The organism is Pseudoalteromonas sp. FUC4 (assembly GCF_008370255.1).
Classification (GTDB): domain Bacteria; phylum Pseudomonadota; class Gammaproteobacteria; order Enterobacterales; family Alteromonadaceae; genus Pseudoalteromonas.
This window is the reverse complement of sequence record NZ_SEUI01000003.1, coordinates 399,391-421,953: the sequence shown is the minus strand read 5'-3', so window position 1 is coordinate 421,953 and position 22,563 is coordinate 399,391. Positions and strand designations below refer to the sequence as shown.

21 protein-coding genes are annotated in these 22,563 nt (G+C 39.0%); 9 read left to right on the top strand and 12 right to left on the bottom strand.

All coding sequences use genetic code 11. From position 1 onward, the window contains the following. Nucleotides 1–37: 37 nt before the first annotated feature. Complete coding sequence (locus tag EU510_RS11450) at nucleotides 38–1,558, bottom strand: M17 family metallopeptidase (RefSeq protein ID WP_149593600.1); 1,521 nt, start codon at nucleotides 1,556–1,558, stop codon at nucleotides 38–40. Between the two features lie 129 nt (nucleotides 1,559–1,687). Continuing rightward, a complete protein-coding gene (dinB, locus tag EU510_RS11445) occupies nucleotides 1,688–2,740 on the bottom strand; it encodes a DNA polymerase IV (protein ID WP_149593599.1) in 1,053 nt (350 codons plus the stop codon). Between the two features lie 417 nt (nucleotides 2,741–3,157). On the opposite strand from dinB, the gene EU510_RS11440 reads away from it, so the two are divergent. From EU510_RS11440 to EU510_RS11430, 3 genes are all read left to right on the top strand, one after another. Next, nucleotides 3,158–3,586: an acyl-CoA thioesterase gene (locus EU510_RS11440; protein ID WP_149593598.1), complete on the top strand. Its 429-nt coding sequence runs from the start codon at nucleotides 3,158–3,160 to the stop codon at nucleotides 3,584–3,586. Nucleotides 3,587–3,604: 18 nt separating this feature from the next. Next, nucleotides 3,605–4,657: an aldo/keto reductase gene (locus EU510_RS11435; protein WP_149593597.1), complete on the top strand. Its 1,053-nt coding sequence runs from the start codon at nucleotides 3,605–3,607 to the stop codon at nucleotides 4,655–4,657. A gap of 116 nt (nucleotides 4,658–4,773) precedes the next feature. Next, nucleotides 4,774–5,697, top strand: coding sequence for an ABC transporter substrate-binding protein (locus tag EU510_RS11430; RefSeq protein ID WP_149593596.1), 924 nt, complete (start codon nucleotides 4,774–4,776; stop codon nucleotides 5,695–5,697). Here the strand turns inward: EU510_RS11430 and EU510_RS11425 are convergent. The 6 genes from EU510_RS11425 to EU510_RS11400 all read right to left on the bottom strand — a co-directional run bounded on the left by EU510_RS11425 (nucleotide 5,648) and on the right by EU510_RS11400 (nucleotide 11,995). Next, a complete protein-coding gene (locus EU510_RS11425; protein ID WP_149593595.1) occupies nucleotides 5,648–6,268 on the bottom strand; it encodes a fumarylacetoacetate hydrolase family protein in 621 nt (206 codons plus the stop codon). The two genes, EU510_RS11430 and EU510_RS11425, sit on opposite strands and share 50 nt — an antisense overlap. 198 nt (nucleotides 6,269–6,466) lie before the next feature. After that, nucleotides 6,467–8,434: a response regulator gene (locus EU510_RS11420; RefSeq protein WP_149593594.1), complete on the bottom strand. Its 1,968-nt coding sequence runs from the start codon at nucleotides 8,432–8,434 to the stop codon at nucleotides 6,467–6,469. A gap of 11 nt (nucleotides 8,435–8,445) precedes the next feature. After that, the gene (locus tag EU510_RS11415) at nucleotides 8,446–8,907 is read right to left on the bottom strand and encodes a response regulator (RefSeq protein ID WP_149593593.1); all 462 of its coding nucleotides are present in this window, start codon (nucleotides 8,905–8,907) and stop codon (nucleotides 8,446–8,448) included. Continuing rightward, nucleotides 8,908–10,392 (bottom strand): sensor histidine kinase, encoded by a 1,485-nt coding sequence (locus tag EU510_RS11410; protein WP_149593592.1) that lies wholly within the window; start codon nucleotides 10,390–10,392, stop codon nucleotides 8,908–8,910. It abuts the gene before it with no gap. 38 nt (nucleotides 10,393–10,430) lie between these two features. Continuing rightward, nucleotides 10,431–10,640: a histidine kinase gene (locus tag EU510_RS11405; RefSeq protein ID WP_039485081.1), complete on the bottom strand. Its 210-nt coding sequence runs from the start codon at nucleotides 10,638–10,640 to the stop codon at nucleotides 10,431–10,433. Nucleotides 10,641–10,654: 14 nt separating this feature from the next. Next, complete coding sequence (locus tag EU510_RS11400) at nucleotides 10,655–11,995, bottom strand: sigma-54-dependent transcriptional regulator (protein ID WP_149593591.1); 1,341 nt, start codon at nucleotides 11,993–11,995, stop codon at nucleotides 10,655–10,657. Between the two features lie 235 nt (nucleotides 11,996–12,230). Between EU510_RS11400 and EU510_RS11395 the strand changes: the two genes are divergently transcribed. Together EU510_RS11395 and EU510_RS11390 are read left to right on the top strand one after the other, a co-directional pair. Further along, the gene (locus EU510_RS11395) at nucleotides 12,231–12,746 is read left to right on the top strand and encodes an NUDIX hydrolase (protein WP_039485087.1); all 516 of its coding nucleotides are present in this window, start codon (nucleotides 12,231–12,233) and stop codon (nucleotides 12,744–12,746) included. Between the two features lie 217 nt (nucleotides 12,747–12,963). Then, entirely contained in the window at nucleotides 12,964–14,340 is a 1,377-nt protein-coding gene (locus EU510_RS11390; protein ID WP_149593590.1) for an NAD-dependent succinate-semialdehyde dehydrogenase, read from the top strand. 158 nt (nucleotides 14,341–14,498) lie between these two features. Here EU510_RS11390 and EU510_RS11385 read toward each other — a convergent pair whose 3' ends face one another. Continuing rightward, nucleotides 14,499–14,846, bottom strand: coding sequence for a hypothetical protein (locus tag EU510_RS11385; protein ID WP_149593589.1), 348 nt, complete (start codon nucleotides 14,844–14,846; stop codon nucleotides 14,499–14,501). A 580-nt stretch (nucleotides 14,847–15,426) separates the two neighbouring features. Here EU510_RS11385 and EU510_RS11380 point away from each other — a divergent pair. After that, nucleotides 15,427–16,641 carry a hypothetical protein gene (locus EU510_RS11380; RefSeq protein ID WP_149593588.1) on the top strand — a complete coding sequence of 405 codons (1,215 nt, stop codon included), beginning with the start codon at nucleotides 15,427–15,429 and terminating at the stop codon, nucleotides 16,639–16,641. 494 nt (nucleotides 16,642–17,135) lie between these two features. Here the strand turns inward: EU510_RS11380 and EU510_RS11375 are convergent, their stop codons facing one another. The 3 genes from EU510_RS11375 to EU510_RS11365 form a co-directional block, all read right to left on the bottom strand. Next, nucleotides 17,136–18,218, bottom strand: coding sequence for an endonuclease/exonuclease/phosphatase family protein (locus EU510_RS11375; protein ID WP_149593587.1), 1,083 nt, complete (start codon nucleotides 18,216–18,218; stop codon nucleotides 17,136–17,138). A gap of 23 nt (nucleotides 18,219–18,241) precedes the next feature. Then, entirely contained in the window at nucleotides 18,242–18,604 is a 363-nt protein-coding gene (locus EU510_RS11370) for a hypothetical protein (protein WP_149593586.1), read from the bottom strand. Between the two features lie 76 nt (nucleotides 18,605–18,680). Further along, entirely contained in the window at nucleotides 18,681–18,929 is a 249-nt protein-coding gene (locus EU510_RS11365) for a TIGR03643 family protein (RefSeq protein ID WP_024595124.1), read from the bottom strand. A 123-nt stretch (nucleotides 18,930–19,052) separates the two neighbouring features. Here EU510_RS11365 and EU510_RS11360 point away from each other — a divergent pair, with 123 nt between their 5' ends. The 3 genes from EU510_RS11360 (at nucleotide 19,053) to EU510_RS11350 (ending at nucleotide 22,563) form a co-directional block, all read left to right on the top strand. Beyond that, nucleotides 19,053–19,742: a substrate-binding periplasmic protein gene (locus tag EU510_RS11360; RefSeq protein ID WP_149593585.1), complete on the top strand. Its 690-nt coding sequence runs from the start codon at nucleotides 19,053–19,055 to the stop codon at nucleotides 19,740–19,742. A 29-nt stretch (nucleotides 19,743–19,771) separates the two neighbouring features. Next, nucleotides 19,772–20,428, top strand: coding sequence for a YoaK family protein (locus EU510_RS11355; RefSeq protein ID WP_149593584.1), 657 nt, complete (start codon nucleotides 19,772–19,774; stop codon nucleotides 20,426–20,428). 74 nt (nucleotides 20,429–20,502) lie between these two features. Next, nucleotides 20,503–22,563, top strand: coding sequence for a TonB-dependent receptor (locus EU510_RS11350; RefSeq protein ID WP_149593583.1), 2,061 nt, complete (start codon nucleotides 20,503–20,505; stop codon nucleotides 22,561–22,563).

The window sequence follows — 22,563 nt, the reverse complement described above, 5'->3', positions numbered from 1 at the left end:
ATTAACAGGGCTTTTTTATTACATATGCGTTTTTAGCTTACAAACAATAACGTGCAAACAAGCTCGTTACTGATGCAGCTGTTGGCTTACCATGCTGCCAATCACCGCCTTCAACACCGCTACCCGCAATATCCATATGCACATAAGGCAAAGGCTGTGCAGAGTCGTTACCGTGCTTATCAAGCCCACCAACAATAGCCATAAATGCCATTGGGAACTGATGACCACGAGCGGTAACAGCCGATGCTGCGTTATTGCTCGAGAGTACATCGTCAGCTAGCGTGCGTGGTTTGATAAAGTCGTAGTCTTCACGGCGTGAACGCGATACTTCTGCGCCATCAGCCCACAAATCTCCAAGGTCAGCAATCTGACGAGATACACCAGCGCTTCGAGCTGGGCCATTTTCAACATACGCACCGTAAGGGCCCATTGCACGAGCCGCGTGACCCGTTAATGTAGCAACAGTAAATAATGTTGGATTAACCTCAGTTTTAGCTAAATCTTTCATTTCGCTAAGCAGGTCGCCCATTGCTAAACGCCCTTCTGCATCTGTATTACCAATGCGTACACGTACACCTTCGCGGCTAGTAATAATTTCATCTGGCACAAAACAATCTGAACCAATAGAATTACGAACAACAGCTAAATACGATACGACTTTAACGCCCTTAGGTTGGTAATCTGCAACGGCTTTCATAAAGCCCGCAACTGATGCTGCGCCGCCTTTATCCCGGCTCATGCCTGCCATATGGCCGCCTACTTTTAGATCTGCACCGCCGGTATCGTATACAAGACCCTTACCTACAAACATAAGTGTGCGAGTAATTTCACCCTCTGGTACATATTCAAGCTTAACAACACGTGGGTGGTGACGCTCAACTGCGTATGATGCACGAGCAACCGTACTTAGCATTGGGTAGTTTTTATCAATAGCAGTAATATCGTCAATTACGTCAACCGCAATGTTTGAGCCTTTAAATAAATCAACACAGTAATCTGCAAAGCGCGGTGGAGCCATACGCTCAGGTTCAGTACCACAAAGGTCACGCGCTGCATATTGGCCAGCTGCAATTGCATTAACAGCTTTAATCGTTTGCTCACTTGCGCCAACTAAGCCAATTTGTGTAATAGGTTCAATGCTTTCACCGTGATATTCACGCGCTTCTAATGGCTGCCATAAGGCTTGGCAAGCGCCTAAATAAGAAACTTCTAAAGCATGCTGATAACGGCTATCGCCATTTAAATCTGGTAAAAATAATGCAGGGTTAACACTACCCGATGCTTTTGCTTCGTTAATTGCTAGTTTAGCTGCATCAAAATAACGACGAACGTCGTCGTAATCTCTATTTAACGGACCGGTTGGCGCAAGTACAACGCGCTTGTTTTCAATTACTAATAAAGTAACTTGCTTACCGATGCGAGAATCTACGTTTGCTTGAGCTAAAATAGCATCACGTAATGAGTTATTTGGTAACTGAGAAAAGTCATTACTAATAATAATAAGCGCATCATGAGATGTGCATTCAAGGCTTGCACTAACCGCTTGAGGATATGCCATAAATAAGGTCCTGTTAGAAAACATAAGCCCCTATTATCGTCGATTTAAATATTGAAGACCAGCAAGGTGCGATGAGCTAATCACATAACCTATCAATAAATGGCAACTTGGAGTTACAGGCTTTACAGCTTAATCGAGAATACTAAGTTGAAAGTTTTGTTCTGGCTCGTTTTTAATACCAACGCCTATGCCAAGTAATCTTACAGGTTGTTGTAGCCCTCGTTGGTAAGCCTTAGTAAGGAGTTGAATAAATATTTCTGTGTTTAGCTCGTGATATACCTGATCTGCTGAGGTCACTACAAAATTTGCAAACTTCACTTTAACACTCAATTTATTAATACGGTTTTGTAATTGCTGTTTATTGAGCCTTAAAACTAATTCGTCTAACAATTTTGGAAGCTCATCTAAGCACTCTTGCAAACTTGTTTTATTGTACTCGTAGGTATGTTCAACACTCAGCGATTTTCTTATGCGATCTGTCGATACTTTACCAACATACTCACCTGCACATTTTTGATAAAGCGACACGCCAAAATTACCTACATGTTGCTGCATCCAATTTACGCCTTTTTCGCGTACATCTTTACCGGTATATAGCCCTTTTAAATTGAGTTTTTCGAGCGTTACTTTGCCCACTCCCGGAATTTTACCCAGCGGTAATTGTGCCAAAAAGTCATCGACCTCATGAGGCAAAACGACAAATTGACCATTCGGTTTATTTTCGTCACTGGCAATTTTGGCAATAAATTTAATCGGTGCAATACCTGCCGATGCAGTGAGCCCTGTAGCATTGTAAATATCGGCTCTTATTTGCTGTGCAATAAGTGTGGCACTGCCTTTACATGCGGCGCTGTCTGTTACATCTAGGTAGGCTTCGTCTAAAGAAAGGGGTTCAATTAAGTCTGTGTAGCGGCTAAATACTTCACGTATTTGGTTTGAAGCTTCTTTGTATACAGCCATCCGCCCAGGAACAATAACTAAATCGGGGCATAATTGTTTAGCATGATAGTTCGACATAGCCGATCGCACGCCATATTCTCTCGCTATATAGTTAGCAGTTGAGAGCACGCCTCGTCGGCTATTGCCTCCAATAGCAAGCGGTACATGTGCAAGTTTTGGGTTATCTCGCATTTCTACTGCTGCGTAAAAGCAATCCATGTCTATGTGAATAAACTTTTTCATCACCACTATAACGACTGGTTATTTATACAGTCATTATTATAGAATCAATTGTGATAAGCAAGCTTAGTTAACGATTAAAAAAGTGTTTATTGTCTTCAGGCTCTTTATAACCGCGTAGCCAATATATAACCTCGAATAAAAACCCCGCTAGCATTAAAATAATAGCGCCAGATACGTTACCCATTGCATAACAGGTGAAAGAGGCTATAAAAACCAAACAAGCTAAAAACCAATTAATTATATTTTGCGTACATACCTCTGTGTGTTTTTGTCTTGTGTGTTTTTAACGTGCCACTTAACTGTAGGCCTAAAATTAAATAGGTACAATCATCTTACAAAAAAACATACTCTAATTACCTTGAGCTCATAACACCATATTGATAATCTAAGTGCTTTAAAATTAAGGGCCAGTACATAATGCAAACGTTTAAAGATCAGCACCCTATTCATACCGACATCACCGTAGCATGGGCTGATATGGATGCACTGCAACACGTAAATAATGTAGTGTATTTACGTTACTTTGAAATAGCCCGAATCGACTTTTTAAATAAAATAAATCTGTTCGACACAATAAGCCCAAATGGTGTGGGCCCAGTAATTAGCGAAAATAATATTCGCTATAAACGCCCTGTCACCTTTCCCGATACGCTTACAGTGGGTGTTACTATTACTGATATAAAAACAGACCGCTTCACTATGAATTACACCGTTTATAGCCATGCTCAAAAGGCTATAACAACAACGGGTACTTCTAAAGTTGTCATGTTTGATTTTACAACAGGGCAAAAAGCTACGATTTCTGAGCCTCTTTTATCGGCTTTAACTAGCCACGCTCAACACTAATTTAGCTAAGGAATTTTTATGAAATACAGCCCACTAGGTAGCAGTGGTGTAGACGTATCTAGAGTGTGCCTAGGCAGTATGACTTGGGGCAAACAAAACACTCAAAACGATGCGGATGAGCAAATAGCCTACGCGCTAGAGCAAGGCGTAAACTTTATTGATACAGCTGAAATGTATGCTGTGCCGCCTTCGCCAGAGACCTATGGTAAAACCGAGGAGATTATTGGCAATTGGCTATCGCGGAATCAGCAAAAGCGCAGCGGTGTGGTACTAGCTACAAAAATTGCAGGCAATGGATTATCGTGGGTACGTGATGGCGGCAATATTACTCGCCAAACAGTAATAGAAGCCGTGGATAATTCACTTAAGCGACTTCAAACAGACTACATTGATTTATATCAACTGCATTGGCCAAACCGTTCTACCCCGCACTTTGGCAGACAGTGGCCGGACACTCTTAAATTTACCGACGTAAATACACAAGAGCAGCAAGCGAGTATGCTCGATATTCTAGAAGGACTTAATGAATGTGTAAAAGCAGGAAAAATTAAGCACTGCGGTTTATCTGATGATACGCCATGGGGTATAAGCCAGTTTTTAAGCTTAGCCAAAGAGCATAACTTACCGCGTATGGTATCTATTCAAAACGAGTTTAGCTTAGCGCACGCTAAAGATTGGCCGTATTTAATAGAGCAATGTGTTCACGAAGATATTGCTTACTTACCGTGGTCTCCTTTAGCAGCCGGTTTATTAACGGGTAAATACCTAAACGGTGCTCGCCCTGAAGGTTCTCGTTGGACCTTCATGCAGCGTAACGGTATCTTTAGAGATACACCCAATGCAGAACAAGCCACTAAGCAGTATGTTGAGCTGGCTCATGCAAACAATATTACTCCAGCACAACTAGCCTTAGCATGGTGTAACCAAGTAGATGGCGTAACCTCTTCAATTATTGGGGCAACATCTATAGCCCAATTAAAAGAAGATATTGATGCATTTAACATCACGCTAAACGACGAAATTCTTAGTGAGATTAACACCATATTTAGAAACCATCCTATGCCTTATTAATCATGTATGAGTTAAAAGCAGCCTTGAACAAGGCTGCTTTTAACTAAAATATTTGACCATACAACAACCAACACTATACTTTTATCAGGTTTTCTTAATCCAACGAACACTTATTAATGCTGAAAAATAGATACTATGCATTTTGCTTATTAATTGTATTTAACGCCCTCGCCGTTGAGCAAAAAGTACAACCTCTAGAAGAGATCATTTGGCTGCAAAGTTACACGCCCCCTTTTCATATAGCTAAAAGCGAAAGTGCGCCACAAGGCGGAATTTGCGACAACCTAACCGAGCAACTCATTAGAACCATAACTGATGTAAAACATACCCGCTTAATTGTTCCTCAGCAGCGTATAAATAAATATTTAAATGAAGGAAAAAATGTATGTTTTCCGTGTGTTATTTATAAAAAAAATAATAACCAATTACTTAACTATTCAAATCCAACAACGGTATATCCCCCATTTTCGATTATCACGACTAAAGAGCTAAAACCGGAATTAGAGAAAAAACACGGTTCACCGATTCATTTGATTAACTTATTAACCGACCCACAATACTTATATGGGCAAGCCGCTGCACGTAAATTTACAACTAAAATAAATAAGATTATTGAAAATACAAAACTAGATAAAGAGTCGTCATTAACCTGGGGCAGTGAAAACGAAAGTCAGGCCGTTATAGCCCGCTTGAGTCACGGCTTTTTAGACTACTCAATTGATTACCCGTTTATGGCTGAATACTTTAATAAACAAGGGGAGTATACGAATATTAAAAGTGTACCAATTGCAGAAAATGACATTCAGTTTATTAGAGGAGCAATAGGCTGTGCGGCTAAAGCACCTAATAATTTTGCACAGCAAGCACTTAAAAAAATCAACCGCGCATTAAAAAATAATGTACTTCAATCGCCTGAGTATCAGCAAAGTCAGCATAATTGGCTTAAAACTACCTTTACTGACTTTGATAAACACTACCAACAGCAAGTCATTAATTTTTACTTACTTGCCACTGATGCTCAAGCAAACACTGATCATTAGCATAAAGCGCCACTGCAAAAATACTTTTAGCTGTTACCTCACCTACGCCCGACGGTGTACCTGTCATTATTACATCACCGTCTTCTAAGCTCATAAATTCACTAATTTCTTGTAAAATTGAGTCAGGGTTGTGCAGCATAAAATGAGTATCGCCTCGCTGAATTACTTCATTATTAATTTTAAGTTCAAAAGTAAAGTGCTTCATTGCATCAGTTAGCGCTACAAAATCAGTTAAAATAACAGAGCCGTCGAACGCTTTTGAGCGCTCCCATGGAAGCCCTTTATTTTTTAATTTACTTTGCACAGTACGCTTAGTTAAATCAAGGCCGAGTCCAACACCTACAAATTTTTTATTTTTAACTACAAAACACAACTCGGTTTCATAATGTAGCGTATCGCCGTTGTGAGCTGCAAATAACGTATTAGTAATTGCGCTATTTGGCTTATTAAATAAAACCATTTGCTCTGGCATTTCGTTATTTAGCTCTGCAATATGTGCGGTATAGTTACGGCCAACACACACTACTTTTGATGGTGTTAATTTCTCAGATACTAACTTTATTGAATGCATATGAGTAATGTCTCAGTTATTGGGCCTGTTGACCTTTCAGAATTAAAATTTGTTCAATCTAGGAGCTATCGGGCAACGCATGTTCGGCATTTTTGCTTCGCTATCGCCTATTTATGGGAAATAACCACACTACACAGGCTCAGCCTTGCCTAAACACCAAACATACTGATGAATTTAACCTAAAAAGATAAACAGGCCTTAGCTAATAAGCGTTTCAAGTAAGCTCAAATTAATAGGTTTAAGTAAAACTCGGTCAATATTTAAATCTTTTATTTCTCTTGGATCTGGCTCTGCTCCACTTACAATCACTAAACGTAATTCAGGGTATCGCTCATTAATTTGCTGGCCTAAATCAACGCCACGACCATCAGGTAAATGCATATCTAATAATACCTTATTAAATTGCTGGTCGTGATTAAGTATTTGCAAACATTGTGCGCAGCTAGACGCAATGACGGTTTCAACACCTAAGCTTTCTAAAAGTAGCTGCGTAATTTGTGCTGCATCGTGATCGTCTTCAACCAGTAAAAAACGTTGTTTCTTCTCAGTTAAGCTCTTGCCACAGTTTATATCTTTAGCTTGCGGTGCATACTCTGGCGCTACCAAGTAATCTTGCAAACATTGATATAAAGCCGCGCTATCAACAGGCTTTGGTATTACATCGTTAAAACCAAGTGCAGCAAGCTCCTCATGTATGCCTTTCATCGTAGCGGCAGTGAGCGCAATTATTGGGCCTTTATAGCCCATTTTTCTAAGCTCTATGGTAGCTTCCTTGCCGCCCATTACAGGCATATGAATATCAATAAAAATAATGTCGTAAGGCGCTTTATACGCATCTGCTATGCGTACTTTTTCAAGCGCTTGCTGGCCATGTTCGGCATAATCTACGCGCGCACCACAGGTACTGATCATATGACCAACTAGCATGCGTAAATCACGTAAATCATCAACCACTAATACTCGTCCGTGTACCTTACAAGGGGCTGATTTACTTTGTAATTGTGGGGCACTACTAAAATTAAGTACTTGGCGCTCTACTTCGCTAATATCACCTGGATACACCGAAATCGTAAATGTAGAACCTTTGCCTATTTCAGAGTGCAAACTAATATCACCGTGCATACGTGCTAACAATTCGGCACATATTGCCAAGCCTAAACCTGCGCCACCTACAGAGCGTGATTCTACATCCGCTATTTGTTCAAATGGCTTAAATATGAGTTCTTGTTTTTCAGGGGCAATGCCCATACCTGAATCTTTAATGCTAAAAAATAGCATTTCTCGATCATCAACCCATTGCGTCCACGCATTAACAACAATTTCGCCTTTATCGGTAAATTTAACCGCATTATTTATTAGATTTATTAAAATTTGACGAACTCTTGTTGCATCCAGTCGTGCAACTAGAGGTAATGGCTGATGAGATTCAAAGCGCAACGTAAGGCCCTTATCAAGCACCGATACGCGCATTAGCGTGTATACATCGGCAAGCATACTATCAAGGTTAACTTCGCTTAGGGTAAGTTCCAGTTTATCGGCTGCTATTTTTGACAAATCGAGCACATCGTTTAACAAGCTCAATAAGTGTTTACCGTTTCGATAAATAACACCCAATTCATTTTCTGCTTGCTGACTAAAGTCGCTCTGCATTAACAGTTCGGTGTAACCTAAAATAGACGATAGAGGGGTACGTAACTCATGGCTCAAATGAGCTAAAAATCGATCTTTTGAACGATTTTCGGCTTCAGCTTTTAAGCGCTCAACTCGCTCACCTTCAACATCTTTACGAGCAAGTGCATAACGAATAGCACGCGCAAATCGGCTCGAGCTCATTTCTGTTTTTATTAAGTAATCAACGGCGCCCGCATCAAGCGCAGCTGAGTCTAACTCATCATTAGATTGCCCCGTTAACATAATGATAGGACCGCTAAAGCCGTTGGTTATCGCTTTTTTTAAAACGCTTAGGCCGTTAGATGCACCTAAGCGATAGTCGAGCAAACAAATATCGTGCTCATTTTTACTGAGCTTTTCAATTGCTTGCTCTGGAGAGCTTATCCATTCTACATTAAACGTATGTGAATCTAATTGTTGTAAATAGTCGCAGGTGAGTATGTAATCATCTTCATCGTCTTCAACTAGCAGCAGCTTAGTCACTTTATCTAACATAGAATCTCCCTTTAATCGTTAAATGTTGATGGTAGCTCTACAAATTCTACCCAGTATTTTCCTAATGCTTTCATCAAATCAACTAAGCCATCAAACGTTACTGGTTTAGTGATGTAAGATGCGGCACCTAAGTTATACCCTTTTACCATGTCTTCTTCTTGTTTAGACGTAGTTAATATAACAACCGGAATTCCCTTTAAGTTAGGGTTTCCTTTTATGGCTTCAAGCGCTTCACGGCCATCCATTCTAGGCATATTTAAATCAAGTAGTATAAGTCCAGGACGCGGCGAAACTGCTTTGTCTTCAAACTTACCTTTACGTTCTAAATATTCAAGTAACTCAACGCCATCTTCAACAAAGTGAAGCTCGTTAAGTACACGACTTTCAGCAAGGGCATCTTGTGTTAACAAACGATCATCTTCATCGTCGTCTGCCATTAAAATAGTAATCGGTTTTACTTTTGAATAGGGCATTTAAGCCTCTCCTTGCAATGTGAAAAGCTCAGCTTCCACAGGTAGTTTTATGATAAAGGTTGCACCTTCACCGTCTTTACTTTGGGCTGTAATTGTTCCGCCATGGCGCTCTACAATACGCCTACATACAGAAAGGCCAATACCCGTGCCTTTATATTGTGAGCGTCCATGTAATCGCTGAAACGGTACAAATATTTTATCGGCATAGTCTTGTGAAAAACCAATACCGTTATCTTCTATGGTAATAACTTGAAAACTTAAATGAGTATTATGATCAGAGCTGAAAATATCTTCATCTTGATAACTAATTTTTATGTGCGGGTTTATATTTGGACGCCTAAATTTAACAGCGTTCGACAACAAGTTTAAAAACAGCTGCTGCATTTGGCTTTTATCAGCCTGAATAACTGGCAAATCCTCCACATCAATTTGTGCTTCAGACTCTTTTATTGCTATCTCTAAATCACTTAATATATCAGCTACAACTTCATTTAAATTCGTATCATCAAAGTCTTTGCCACGCGTTGTAATACGCGAAAACTCTAATAAGTCGTTTATTAGGTTAGACATACGCTGCGCTGCATTTTTCATGCGCCCAATGTAATCCATCCCCTTTTCACCTAGTTCATCTTTAAACATAGTTTCTAGGCGATCACTAAACGCCTGGATTTTCCTAAGCGGTTCTTGTAAGTCATGACTTGCTACAAAAGCAAACTCTTCAAGCTCTCGGTTACTTCGGCTCAATTCATCTGAATATAATGTTAGCTCTTGTGTCCGCTCAGAAACCTTAATTGCTAAAGTTTCGTTCTGTTTTTCAAGCTCAAAACGATATTGTGCTGCATTTCTTAAATTAAGGCGCGTCATAATAAACATACCAATAATCAGTAACCCACTCGTTATTGCTGTTATAGCGAATGTAATTTTAGCCTCATTTTTAATCTGTGCTAATTTAGAAAAATGGCTTACTTTAAAGAGTAATTCACGGTCTTGAATTTCATTAACATACTCTCTAATTTGCTTATAAAGCTTTCTTCCTTTATGTGTATTTAATACATACATCGCACGCCTTTCTTTGTCATCTAGCGCAAGGTTTACAGTTTGTTTTAATTCTTTAATTTTACTATCTACAAGAACTAACAACTGGGCTATACGCTCAGCTTGACCGTCAATCTCAGAGTGAAGCGATTTGACATGTTCTGTTTGCGCCTCAATTTGCCCAATAGCGTCATAATAAGGCGCTAAATAGTCAGCCTCTTCTGTCAATAAATAACCACGCTGCCCAGACTCAGCCTGCACTATGGATAGATGCAGCTTTTCAATTGCTGTGGTTAGCATGCTAGTGTTGTCTAAACTTTTTTGGGTTTGTGTTAAGCCTTGAATCGTATTCAATGCTAAAAATGCGTTGCCCACAATAATACCTAGCACAACCACCATAAATGTTGCCCACGTAATATTAGCCTTACCTTGCTGTTTTTTCTTGCTCATTTAGCTTCCCGAATTAAAGTTTATACAACACTTAATACTTATTGAGAGTCTGATATTTTTTGCAAACTTTCGCTGCACTGTTGGCAATTATTGATAATTTTATCAAGTGCATCTAACGCTTTTTCTTTTGGCATATCGTTTTCAAGTACCAATTTAATCAGCTCAGCATTCATCGAAATACGATTTAGCGGCCCTCTTGCATCGTGTACTAATTTATTGAGTTGCTCTGTTTGGTTATCGGATGTCATGCCCTTCCTCAAATTTATTTATATTCTCCAATACCACCATACGCATTCAGGCGGTTATAAAGTGTTTTAGTACTAATACCTAGCATTTGCGCAGCAAGCGTTTTATTACCTTGCACCTTATCAAGCGTTGCATGAATAAGTTCTTTTTCAACTTCTTCAATTGTTTGTCCTGCTGATACAGGCTTTTCGGCAGCTTGATTATTAACGCGCGAAAAAGGTGACTCTAAGTTATCAGGTAAAATAATGTCGCTGGTTTGTGGGTCGCTCATAATAAATGCACGGTGTATAGCATGGCGGAGCTCTCGCACATTACCCGGCCATTCATAGCTTTGCAGCTCTTTGAGCTGCGCAGCAGTCCAACTAAATGCAGTGCCGTTTTCGTCATTAAGTTGATCTAAAAAGGCTTTTGCTAATAAAGGTATATCTTCTTTTCTATCGCGAAGTGGCGGTATATCAATAGGAAAAACAGCCAACCTAAAGTAAATATCTTCACGAATAACATTATTTTGTGCTAAATCGGTAAGCGAGCGGTTAGTGGCTGAAATAACACGGCAATTAGTTGGTATTTCTCTGTTACCACCTACGCGAGTGACCTTTTTAGTTTCAAGCACTCGCAGTAAATTTGGCTGCATATCAATTGGCATTTCGGTTACTTCATCTAAAAACAAAGTACCGTTATTTGATTGCTCAAATACACCTTCTTTACGTGCAATTGCACCTGTAAATGCGCCTTTTTCGTGGCCAAATAACTCACTGCCAATTAGCTCTTTTGAAAGTGCGCCACAGTTGCTAGCAACTAATGGCCCTTCACACTGGCTTGCGTTATGAATAGCTTGGGCCACTACTTCTTTACCTGCACCACTTTCACCCATAAGCATCACGTTAGCATTTGTTTTAGCTACGCGCTCAATCATGTTGTAAAGCTTTTGCATTGGTTCAGATTCACCAATCAAACCGCCAAAATGGCGTACAATACCGCTCGACTTTGCTTTTTTAACTGCTTTTTTAGGGCCATTTAAAACGAGCTCTAAATCTTCACGTTGTAATGGTTTTAATAAATGCCCTACATTTGGCTCACACATATCAGCTAAAATACCTTTAACTGAAGGATGGCCCGAAATAAGTGTAATTTTAGGAGATTGCCCAATCGTTTTTAAGTGATCAAGTAAGTGCAAACCGCTACCATCAGGCAGCATAAAATCAAGTAGCACATGATCAAAGGCATTATTTTCAAACCATTGATGTGCTTCTTTTAAACTGGTAGCTGTACTTATATTGTGGCCGAGGAATTCGACTATGTGGCAAACAACGTCACTAAATTCAACGTCGTCATCTACTAAGAGTATGTCTAACATGATAAATCCCTATGCTTTTTTCTTATTCTACGCACCATAAATGCTAATTTAAAGGAGTGTATAGAATCTATTTTTTTAAGTTAATTTAAGTGATTCAATGCCATTTATGTTACCAACTTTATATTTACGTATGCTGAAAAAAAATCGATCATTAATTATGATTAATAATTAAAATCGTTTCCATTTATAGAATGGTAGCAACTATTTTCATTAAAAACCTAAAAAAGAAGACAAAATGCAGCAATTAAAAACCTTAATACATTCAGGTATTAATATTGACCAAGGTACTCAATTTACACGCTTAACAGCTCGCGCCATTGTAATTAAAAATAATAAAATACTTTTAATGTATACAAACCGCTATGAAGACTACAGCCTACCCGGCGGTGGAGTAGATGACGGCGAAAGTATTGAGCAAGGCTTAATTCGCGAACTAAGCGAAGAAACTGGTGCACAACAAATAAGTGTAGTTAAAGCTTTTGGACTCTATGAAGAGTATCGCCCTTGGTATAAGGACGATTTTGATATTATTCATATTAAATCGTATTGCTTTGTATGCAGTATTGCCGACGAGTTTGGCAAAGCGCAGTTAGAGCATTACGAGCAGCAAAATGGCATGACAGCTAAATGGGTTGATATTAACGACGCAATTGCACATAACGAGCGAACCATTGCTAACAGTGAAAAACAAGGGCTTTCTATTTTACGAGAAACTTACTTATTAAAGCGCATTGCAAAGGAGCTAATATAAAGCTCTGTGTTTGCCCCAGAGGGTGTTGTAAATTTTGCAACGCCCAGAATATTTTACTACCTCGAGCACCTCAATTTTTATATTTTTAAAATCCCCCTTCAGCAAAAATACAAATTTAACCAATAAAATCAATAATATAAAAACAAAGGACGACTTTTTTAAAAACTGGCTCTAGCCTTGCAACTTTTTAAATAACTAAATTTGTAAGGAGATAGAAATGAGTAACACAGTTAAAACGATTAATCCCGCAACTGAGCAAACCATTGAAACCTACACGCTACTTTCTCAAAAGGAAGCGGAACAGGTAATCGAAAAATCTCACGAAACATATTTAAAATGGCGATTAACGTCATTCACTGAACGTGCAAAATACCTTAATAAGTTAGCCTCACTCTTTGAAGATCAAAAAGAAGCTATTGCAAAACTCATGACCGAAGAAATGGGTAAAGTTTACGAGCAAGGCTTTCAAGAAGTTGAACTATGTGCAGGAATTTGTCGTTACACAGCCGAGCAAGGCCCACAAGTACTTGCTGACGAAGAACGTGATATGGACGGCGGCCGCGCAATTATCAGCTACCAACCAACAGGTGTACTATTAGGTATTCAACCATGGAACTTTCCGCTTTATCAGGTAATTCGCTACAGCGCTGCTAACATCATGGCGGGTAACACAACCGTATTAAAACATGCTGGTAATGTATTTGGCATGGCTGAAAAAATAGAAGAGCTATTTAAACAAGCTGGTTTCCCAGAGTATTGTTTTAACAATCTACTTATCGACGGCAAAACAGCCAGCTCTCTAATTTCGCATAAAGCAATTAGTGGCGTAACCTTTACCGGTAGTGATGCGACGGGTAAAAAAGTAGCAGAAGAAGCAGGTAAACACGTTAAGAAAACAGTGTTAGAGCTTGGTAGTAACGACGCTTACTTAGTACTTGATGACGCAGACCTAGAGCTTGCAGTTAAAACCTGTGTAACTGGTCGCATGGTCAATAACGGTGAAACGTGTGTTTCAGCTAAACGTTTTGTTGTTGTAGAGTCACTATATGATGACTTTAAAGCGCAAATTAAAGAGCAATTTGAAGCCATGAAAATGGGCGACCCAATGTCAGACGACACAGATTTAGGTCCAATGGCACGTGAAGATTTACGCGACGGCATTCACGACCAAGTCATGGAATCAGTTAAAGCAGGTGCAAACATAGTAACGGGCGGCGAAATACCTTCGCAAACGGGCTACTACTACCCACCTACTCTACTTGATAACCTAGCCCCTGGTATGCCAGCCTATGACGACGAATTATTTGGCCCAGTAGCTTCGCTTATTAAAGCCAAAGACAACGACGATGCAATGCGAATCGCCAACGACTCTCGCTACGGTTTAGGCGGCGGTATTTTCTCTAAAGATGAGAAAAAAGCCATTGAACTTGCTAAAAAGTACTTCGACACCGGCATGATCAACATTAACGGCTACGGTTTAGCACAACCTAACCTACCGTTTGGTGGTGTTAAAGGCAGTGGCTACGGCCGAGAGCACGGCGGCTTTGGTATGCGCGAATTTGTTAATGTTAAAAGCATTATGATTGCCAGCTAATTTAGCTTTAAATATCAATACATAAAAAACCTAAAAGTGGGTAACCGCTTTTAGGTTTTTTTTAACTTTAAAATTAGATTACAGAAGAGCTTAGTCTCTACTAAGTTTAAACCGCAAAGTAACTACACAGTAATAACTGTAAATGAGCAGTTTGCTTTTTAATCATTATCAGCATAAAAGAATAATATAATAAATTCAGAGGCACTAATTGCAGCTAGCTGCACTATCAGCAAAAACATAATACCTATTCCAGCTTGAGGGTCAGGTTCAATGCCAAAAATGAGAACTGGCGCTAAAATAATAGTAAATAATGCAGCTATGATTCTAATAAGAAAAAGCCGTTTATTTCGGTAGTTATTAGCATTCGCTAAAAAATATAGAAGCAAATAAGGCAACAGCATAAACGCAAAGCCAATTTCAGTTGGCATCCAGTACTTAATAGCAACAGCAACTAAAGATAAAACAGCAAGCGCCTTAACTGGGTAGTACGTTTTTTTATAATTCACATGCTTTCCTTTGCACGCAGTGCTCTATTAGCACCAAATAAAATATTGCCGAACAATATAAAAACTTTAATTATGCAATGCAATCTATTTCACTAGACTTAACCTGACAGGCAACAATGAGCGAATACCGGACATTGAAAAGTTAAATTTAATTCTGTTTCTATGAGTAGGTGCTTAATTTTATTCGAAACGCCGTTTTAGTATGTTCCAGACCACCACAATGCTGTTTAATAAGCTGCTATGCGTACAGGAGTGTCCATGACTAAATATCTATACTTAATTTTTCTTCATTTATAATTGCTTAATGGTTAAACATTAGGTTTAATAATACACAATAAAGGCTGAGTAACGCAGGGATAGCTTAGATACGATAGACACGCCAGTAAAGTTGGCTTGGTATCGCTCAGGCCATAAAAACAAATTCCCATAGCATAAACAACACCAAATCTCACATACCGAGCAGATAGCGCCTCAGCCTAACAAGCGACTATGTAACACAAACAGTGTGTCGCATAAATACTAAAATGTTATGTACTGACACTCATCCAAAATATATATCAAGACAAACTAAGGAAGTAAAATGAACAGTCAATTTGAGCACCTTTTATTAGGCAATAAAGAATGGAACTGGTCTTATGATAAAATATTTACTAAACCAAATATTCCACCAAAAAAGCTCAAAAACGCGCTTGGATACGCTTCTGGAGTTAATCCTAATGATGTATTAATACTTATTGATGATACTGTTTTTGGAGGTGCCAAGGATGGCATGTTAGTGACTAGGGATGCTTTATACTGTCATGAAATAATGACTCCCATGAGAAAGATTTGTTTAGGTGATATCAAAGAAATTGGAATGGCCGGAAAATCACAAATTCTAGTCAATAAACAAAACTTTTTTAAAGGCAATATAGTAGAACACTTTGCTCTTTTAACTATTACGGCTCGTATCAATTCAGTTTTAAAAGAAGTGTATGGAACTGGTGAAGATGAGACTCAAATAAAGAAGCATTCACGAGAGAATAATATTAATGAGCAGCCTCTTAAACATGATTCCCTCGCATCAAACAATTCAAGTTTAAAGCTGAAGAATGAAAATTATACAATTCACGAACAGCCAGTTGCTGTTAAAGATTTTGGATATCCGCAACAAGATATCAATTCACTATTTTTTATAAAGTATGAGCAGGATATTTTAATAGAACTAAAGAGTCTTGGGTTACCAGAAAAACATTTTATTTTTTCGCGTAAAATACTGGAACTATCAAAATCTATATCTCTTGATTTTAATAATTCTAAACACTTTGATGGTAATTTAGTTAGAGTAATTAATCATGATGTCGTTATTTTGACAGCATTTAATTGGTGTTATTATGCAATTAAAAATATTTTAATATCAAATGAGTTTAACGATATACAGATACAAAATATCACAGAACCGCTGCTGATTATTCCAGTTCATTATATAATGTATAAAAATTCAGCATCTTTTAATACGCTTGCAGCAAAAGCTAACCCTCAAAAGGTTTTAAAAGAAACAAAAGAGTATCAAGATTTTCAGTCTATTGGTTTTGGTTATTCAAAAGCATACGAGTTAAGAGGACTAGTAGATGGATCGTTAAAACATTTTCCCCAAGAAATCATCGGTAGTTTAAATGATGAGCACACTATGTTCTTCGACTACTTATGTGAAGAAGGGTGTAACGGGATAGCTCAGCTAGAACAATATTGTATAGAATATGCTACAAATTCTCATACTCGTTGTGAAGCATTGTTACTTGAGTTGTTGAGTTAAATAGTATCTTCAGTCGGCAAGTACAAAGAAATTTACGCCCCAAGGGGACGGGATTTGAGCAGCTAAGATTAAAGCTTGGTATATGATTTGAAACACATGCTTAAACGAAACTAAAACAGTGGGTTATGTTTCTCTATGCTACACATTTTAACCCACTATTTCTGTCCACTTAATGCGGCGTTGAGACTGTAGAATTACTAAAAAGTGGAAAGTAACGGATAATTTTTGTATTCATACAGCCCGTAATATTCACTTTCTAGTGGATTGTTCCCTCAGTCTTCACGTAGCAACGCAATTTGAGGCTATATTTTTAATGGATTCTGAGGCTGTTTTCTCTAAAATAGAAATTCTACAGGCTCGTTACCAATGTCCGCTGCTGGCACTTTCTAGCCACTCAACAACATAAACGTGGTAGCCGTGTTGTTGCTAGCCAATTCATTATTTTTGTCGGATGGCGTGGCTTCGCCACTTATCCGACCTACACTGCCTAATAGCTATAACTTTTCCTCAAACCTCGGCACTTTTCGCTTGTCGGCCTTATTCATAGCAAGCTCTTGGATTTCTTCATGCTTTAGATCTTCGGGTTTATCTTCTAGTGACTCTTGATTAGCGTTCTCAAAAGAAAGCTCAGTGAGTAACGCAAAGTGATCTGAGCCATATTTAGCTAAACGCTTAATGCGTTTTACTTTAAAGCCTTCACTATGAAATAAGTGATCGAGCGGCCAACGCATAAAAAAGTAACTTGCATGAAAGGTGTTATAAAAACCACGGCCTTTTCGAGGGTCTAAAAATCCACTTATTTGCATAAACAAACGGGTGCTGCGCGACCATGCTACGTCATTTAAATCACCGGCAACTATGGTAGGCCGTGTAGGGTTTTTAAGTGCTTTAGCCACCATTATTAGCTCTGAATCGCGCGGACGTGATGAGTCTTCCTCTGTCGGGCTTGGTGGTGCTGGGTGAATAAAGTGCCCTTGCATTTGTAGGCCTTCATTGTTTTCAAACAGAATATGAATTGAAGGAATATCTTCTTCTATTAGCTCACATATTTGTGCATCGAGTATTTTAAACTTGCTGTATAAGTGCATGCCATAACGGTTGTCTTTAGGGCATTCTATGTAATACGGGTAATTTTTTTTAATGACTGATAATTTATTTTCCCACCAGCTATCACTCTCAAGCGTAATAAGTAGGTCGGGTTGATGCTCATCAACAAGGCTAATTAACTGCTCACTTTTATGGTTCGACATCAGTACATTTGCCGACATAATTCGTACGCTATGATCTATATGCTTAGGTGCGCTTTGCACTTCTTTTTTAGCAAGCCATGTATACGGGTAAATCCATTTACCTTGTAAAATCATTATAAGTAATGAGGTTAAGGCTATAAACACGTAACCTATTGCGCTACTTTGCCATAATAAAAACAACGAAGTAACAGCTACAAAACTGGCAATATAAAAAACCTGTAAGCGCACAAAGTCGCAGCTACGCACTAAGTAATGCTGGCTGTACGACATAGGTAATAAGGTAACCAGTAAAAAAAAGCCAATAATTATAGCCAGCGCAATGAGCATTTTAATATCCTTATAAAGTTAATTTAGCGACTTAAAATTGAAAGTATTTCTCGGGTGTCGTGCACCATGTGAATAACTGTACGGTCTATTTCAATACTCACTGTACCATTATCCCTAGATCGTTCAATCACTCTACCTCGTTTGTATAAATCACGATCTAAATAGTCGCCACGGTGGTAGCTTTTACTTAGCCCTGGTGGCGTCCATCCTGCGCGAATTAGCTGCTTAGCCTCTTTTTTAGAAAGGTAGTCATTGTCGTTGTGTTTATGAGAATGATGCTTATTATGGCCGTGTTTATGACCATGCTTATGTTTATGTGGTTTTGCGTCTGCGCTTATTGAACATAAAGCCAATGCTATTAGTGTTGTGTATGTTAGTGCTCTCATAGATAATCTCTAGCGTAATTAATAGCTAAAGGTTAACAAACACGGCTGAACATCATATGAAACAACTTACACTTATTTAACGTTGTTTATATTGTGTTTTACAGTGGCTTCGCATAATGGCGGGATCGCGTAATTTTAAATGTTTTGTTTTACGACCAGCATGGCGTTTACGCCACACTTTAAAACTGCCTTTTGAAATATGTTCGCGCATAAATACTACCAGCTGCGGATACTTTAATCCGTATAGCTGCTCTATTGCTTCAAAAGGGGTTCTATCTTCCCACGCCATTTCGATAATGCGTGACTGCTGCTCTGCGTTAAACATGGTATATCTCACAAAATTTAACTTATACGCTAGGTAAAAATACTTAGATCAATGCAATTAAGCTCAGTAACTGTATAATTGGCGTTCAATTTATGTATTTTAAAAGATATCGAATTTATATTTATGCGCGCAATATTTCTGTTTTTAGCTTTAACTTTACCTTCGTTGTTACTTGCAGCGCCAAGTAAAACCCTGCGCTGCGTAACAACGCACTACCCTCCTTTTACTATTTACGATGAAAAAGAAGATACATTTACAGGTTTAGATATTGATTACATAAAGTTTATTGAAAAAAACTTAAACCTCAAGATTGACGTTGTTCATTTACCTTGGGCGCGTGTTAAAAAAGAGATGAAGCTGGGCTATTACGACTGCTATTTCTCATTGGCTAACTATAAAGAGCGTACAGAATATTTAGATTTTACTAGCGAACCTTTGCATACCACTAAGTTTGGTTTATTCACATTAAATGAAGATAATCTACTTACTGATGATTTATCAAAAGCCGCTATAGCTATGCTACGCGGTGTTATTCTTCCCGAAATTATCGCTACAAAATACACAATTAATGAAAATAACTTACTTCGTTCACTTTCTACTGAAGCCACTTTTGAGCTATTAGAAAAAAACCGTGTGCAATATGCAATAACCAACTATCAGGCTGGTTTGTGGTACTCAAAAAAATATAAAAACATTTATGCTCGGCAATTAAATGACTATTCGTTCCCCGTTTATATTGCTTTTAAACGTGGCGTAATGGATACAAAATTAGTTGACGAACAAATAAGGCGTTTTAAAGCACAAGCTCAATAATTAACTCTGCACATATTAAGAGATAACCAATGTTTACAAAACTACCAAAGTGGGTTGAATATGGCGCGTTTACGCTCGCATTTATAGCAGGCATAGTAAACGCTGTAGGCTTATTAGGATTTGAGCACCAGGCTATTTCGCACTTATCAGGCTCTGTTACCTTGTTGGGTATTAAATTAATGAGCAGCACGTCAGCCGCTTTGCTGTTATTTAGCATACTCATTAGCTTTATGTTGGGCTCTGCACTTTCTGGTTTTTTACTTGCAGGGCGTTCATTAAAACTTGGCCGCCATTACGACACGCTCTTATTTATTGAAGGCGCTTTACTGTTAGCAAGTGCCTACCTACTTAATCAATCTTACGTTTATGGCATTACCCTCGCATCTGCTGCATGTGGATTACAAAACGCGTTAGCCACTAATTACAGTGGCGCAGTAGTTCGTACCACACACTTAACGGGTATTTTTACTGACCTTGGTTTAATGATAGGCAAAGCACTTAAAGGTGAGCAATTTGATACTCGTAAAGGGGTTATGTTTTTGCTCATTATTGCAGGCTTTTTACTAGGCGGTATAACCGGTTTTGTTTTATTTGAGTATTACTTAGTGCTGGCTTTGGTGTTTCCTGCTGTAGCTTGTTTTGTTTTATCAATTACGTATCGGATTTATAGGTTACGTACGCTTTAACGCAACAAGTTTAAATGCATATTAAAACCGCATATTATAGAGGTAATGCAATATAGATTACTTTCAAGGAATGTATGAAACCTTATTTTTTGCCGCTGATATTACCCTTTAGCCACGCTGCGTTTGCCGATAATCAAAACAACGATGCAATAGAAACCATAACAACTACGGCATCACGTATTGAAGCGCTATCTACCCCACTCCCTTTATCAATAAGTACACTCAGCGAAGCGCAGCTAAATAGCATAGCGCCTACCCATATTGAAGAAACTCTACAACGTGTAGCGGGTGCTAATATTCAACGCGGAAATGGCCAAGAATATTTACCCGCACTTCGCTCCCCGGTACTTTCGGGCGCTGGCGCTTGTGGTGGCATATTAACCTTAGAAGATGGCATACCACTTAGAGCCGCTGGGTTTTGTAACATAAACGAGCTATTTGAGGCGCACAGCGAAATGGCACAGCGCATTGAAGTGCTAAAAGGTCCAGGCTCTGCACTTTATGGCTCAAATGCTGTGCATGGTGTTATTAATGTAATAACGCCCGACACCACACAAGGCGGTGGTTTAGTTGGCTTAGATTATGGCTCGTACGGKTATACTCGCTACAAATTACGCGCAGGACAAGATTACGGCAACAGCGGKATAGGCATTAACGCAAGTGTTACCGACGATAGCGGTTACCGCGATGACGAAAGCGTAGAGCAACAAAAAGTAAATATTCGCCATCGCTATTCAAATAATAATTTATTACTGACCTCAGGCCTCACTTACACAAACCTAGATCAGCAAACGGCTGGATTTATTACAGGCTTTGAAAGCTATAAAAACGAAGACCTAGCGCAAAAAAACTTTGACCCAGACGCATTTAGAAAAGCACGCGCATTTAGAGCATGGAGCAATGCAACATGGCAATTAAATAACAATGATGTGCTCTCTACTACGTTATATTTTCGCGACCAAAGCATGGACTTTTTTAAGCACTTTTTACCCGGCACACCGCTTGAAAAAAACAGCCAAACCGGCTTTGGTGTGCAATCTCTTTATCAACATAATTTACAAAGTAATGTAAAAATAAACCTAGGGCTTGATGGCGAATACACGCAAGCCGACTTTATTCAAAGCCAAAACGAGCCCACTCAAGGCTCTGCATTTTTAGTTGCTACAGTGCCACAAGGTAAGCATTACGATTACGATGTAAACGCCACGCTTTATGCGCCTTTTGCATCTATTGATTGGCAATTAAATAAGTGGTTACTTACCGCAGGTGTGCGCTACGAGCATATGCAGTACGACTACACCAATAATATGCTAGCAGGTAGAACAAAAGACGATGGCACAGAATGCGGCTTTGGTGGCTGTAGATACAGCCGCCCTGAAAGTGGAAAAAATAGTTTTAGTAATTTATCGCCAAAGCTTGGGTTGAGTTATCAGTACAATACAAATAACACGCTTTATGCGAACTTTTCTCGCGGTTACAGAGCGCCACAAGCGGCTGAGCTATACCAATTACAACGCGAGCAAACTACTGCAAATTTAAGCGCCGAAATAGCGAATAACGCAGAGTTTGGTATTAAAGGAATCTACGAAAAACTACGTTATGGCGTGTCGGTTTACGCTATGAGTAAACACAATACGATTTACCGCGATAGCGACTTTTTTACGGTAAATAATGGCAGCTCTCGCCATCGTGGTATTGAGCTTGAACTTGATTACCAACTCACAAAGTCGCTTGCGCTTAACTTTGCAGGTACCCACGCAAAACATACTTATACTAATAACCAAATACTTAATGGTTTAAATATAAACGGTAACGACATAGATACCGCGCCGCGCAATATTGCAAATATTGATTTAACATGGCAGGCATTAAATAACGCGCAATTTGCTTTACAGTGGCATCGCGTTGGTAACTACTACACCGACCCAGAAAACTTAAATAAATACCAAGGGCATGATGTTTTAAGCCTACGCGCACAGTGGCAAGTTACTAGTAATCTTGAGCTACTTGCTCGTATTATTAACTTAACTGATGAAGCTTATGCGGAGCGCGCCGACTACACCAGTTTTACCGGCGACAGATACTTCCCGGGTAGGCCTCGTAACGCGATGCTTTCGGCTACTTACAAGTGGTAG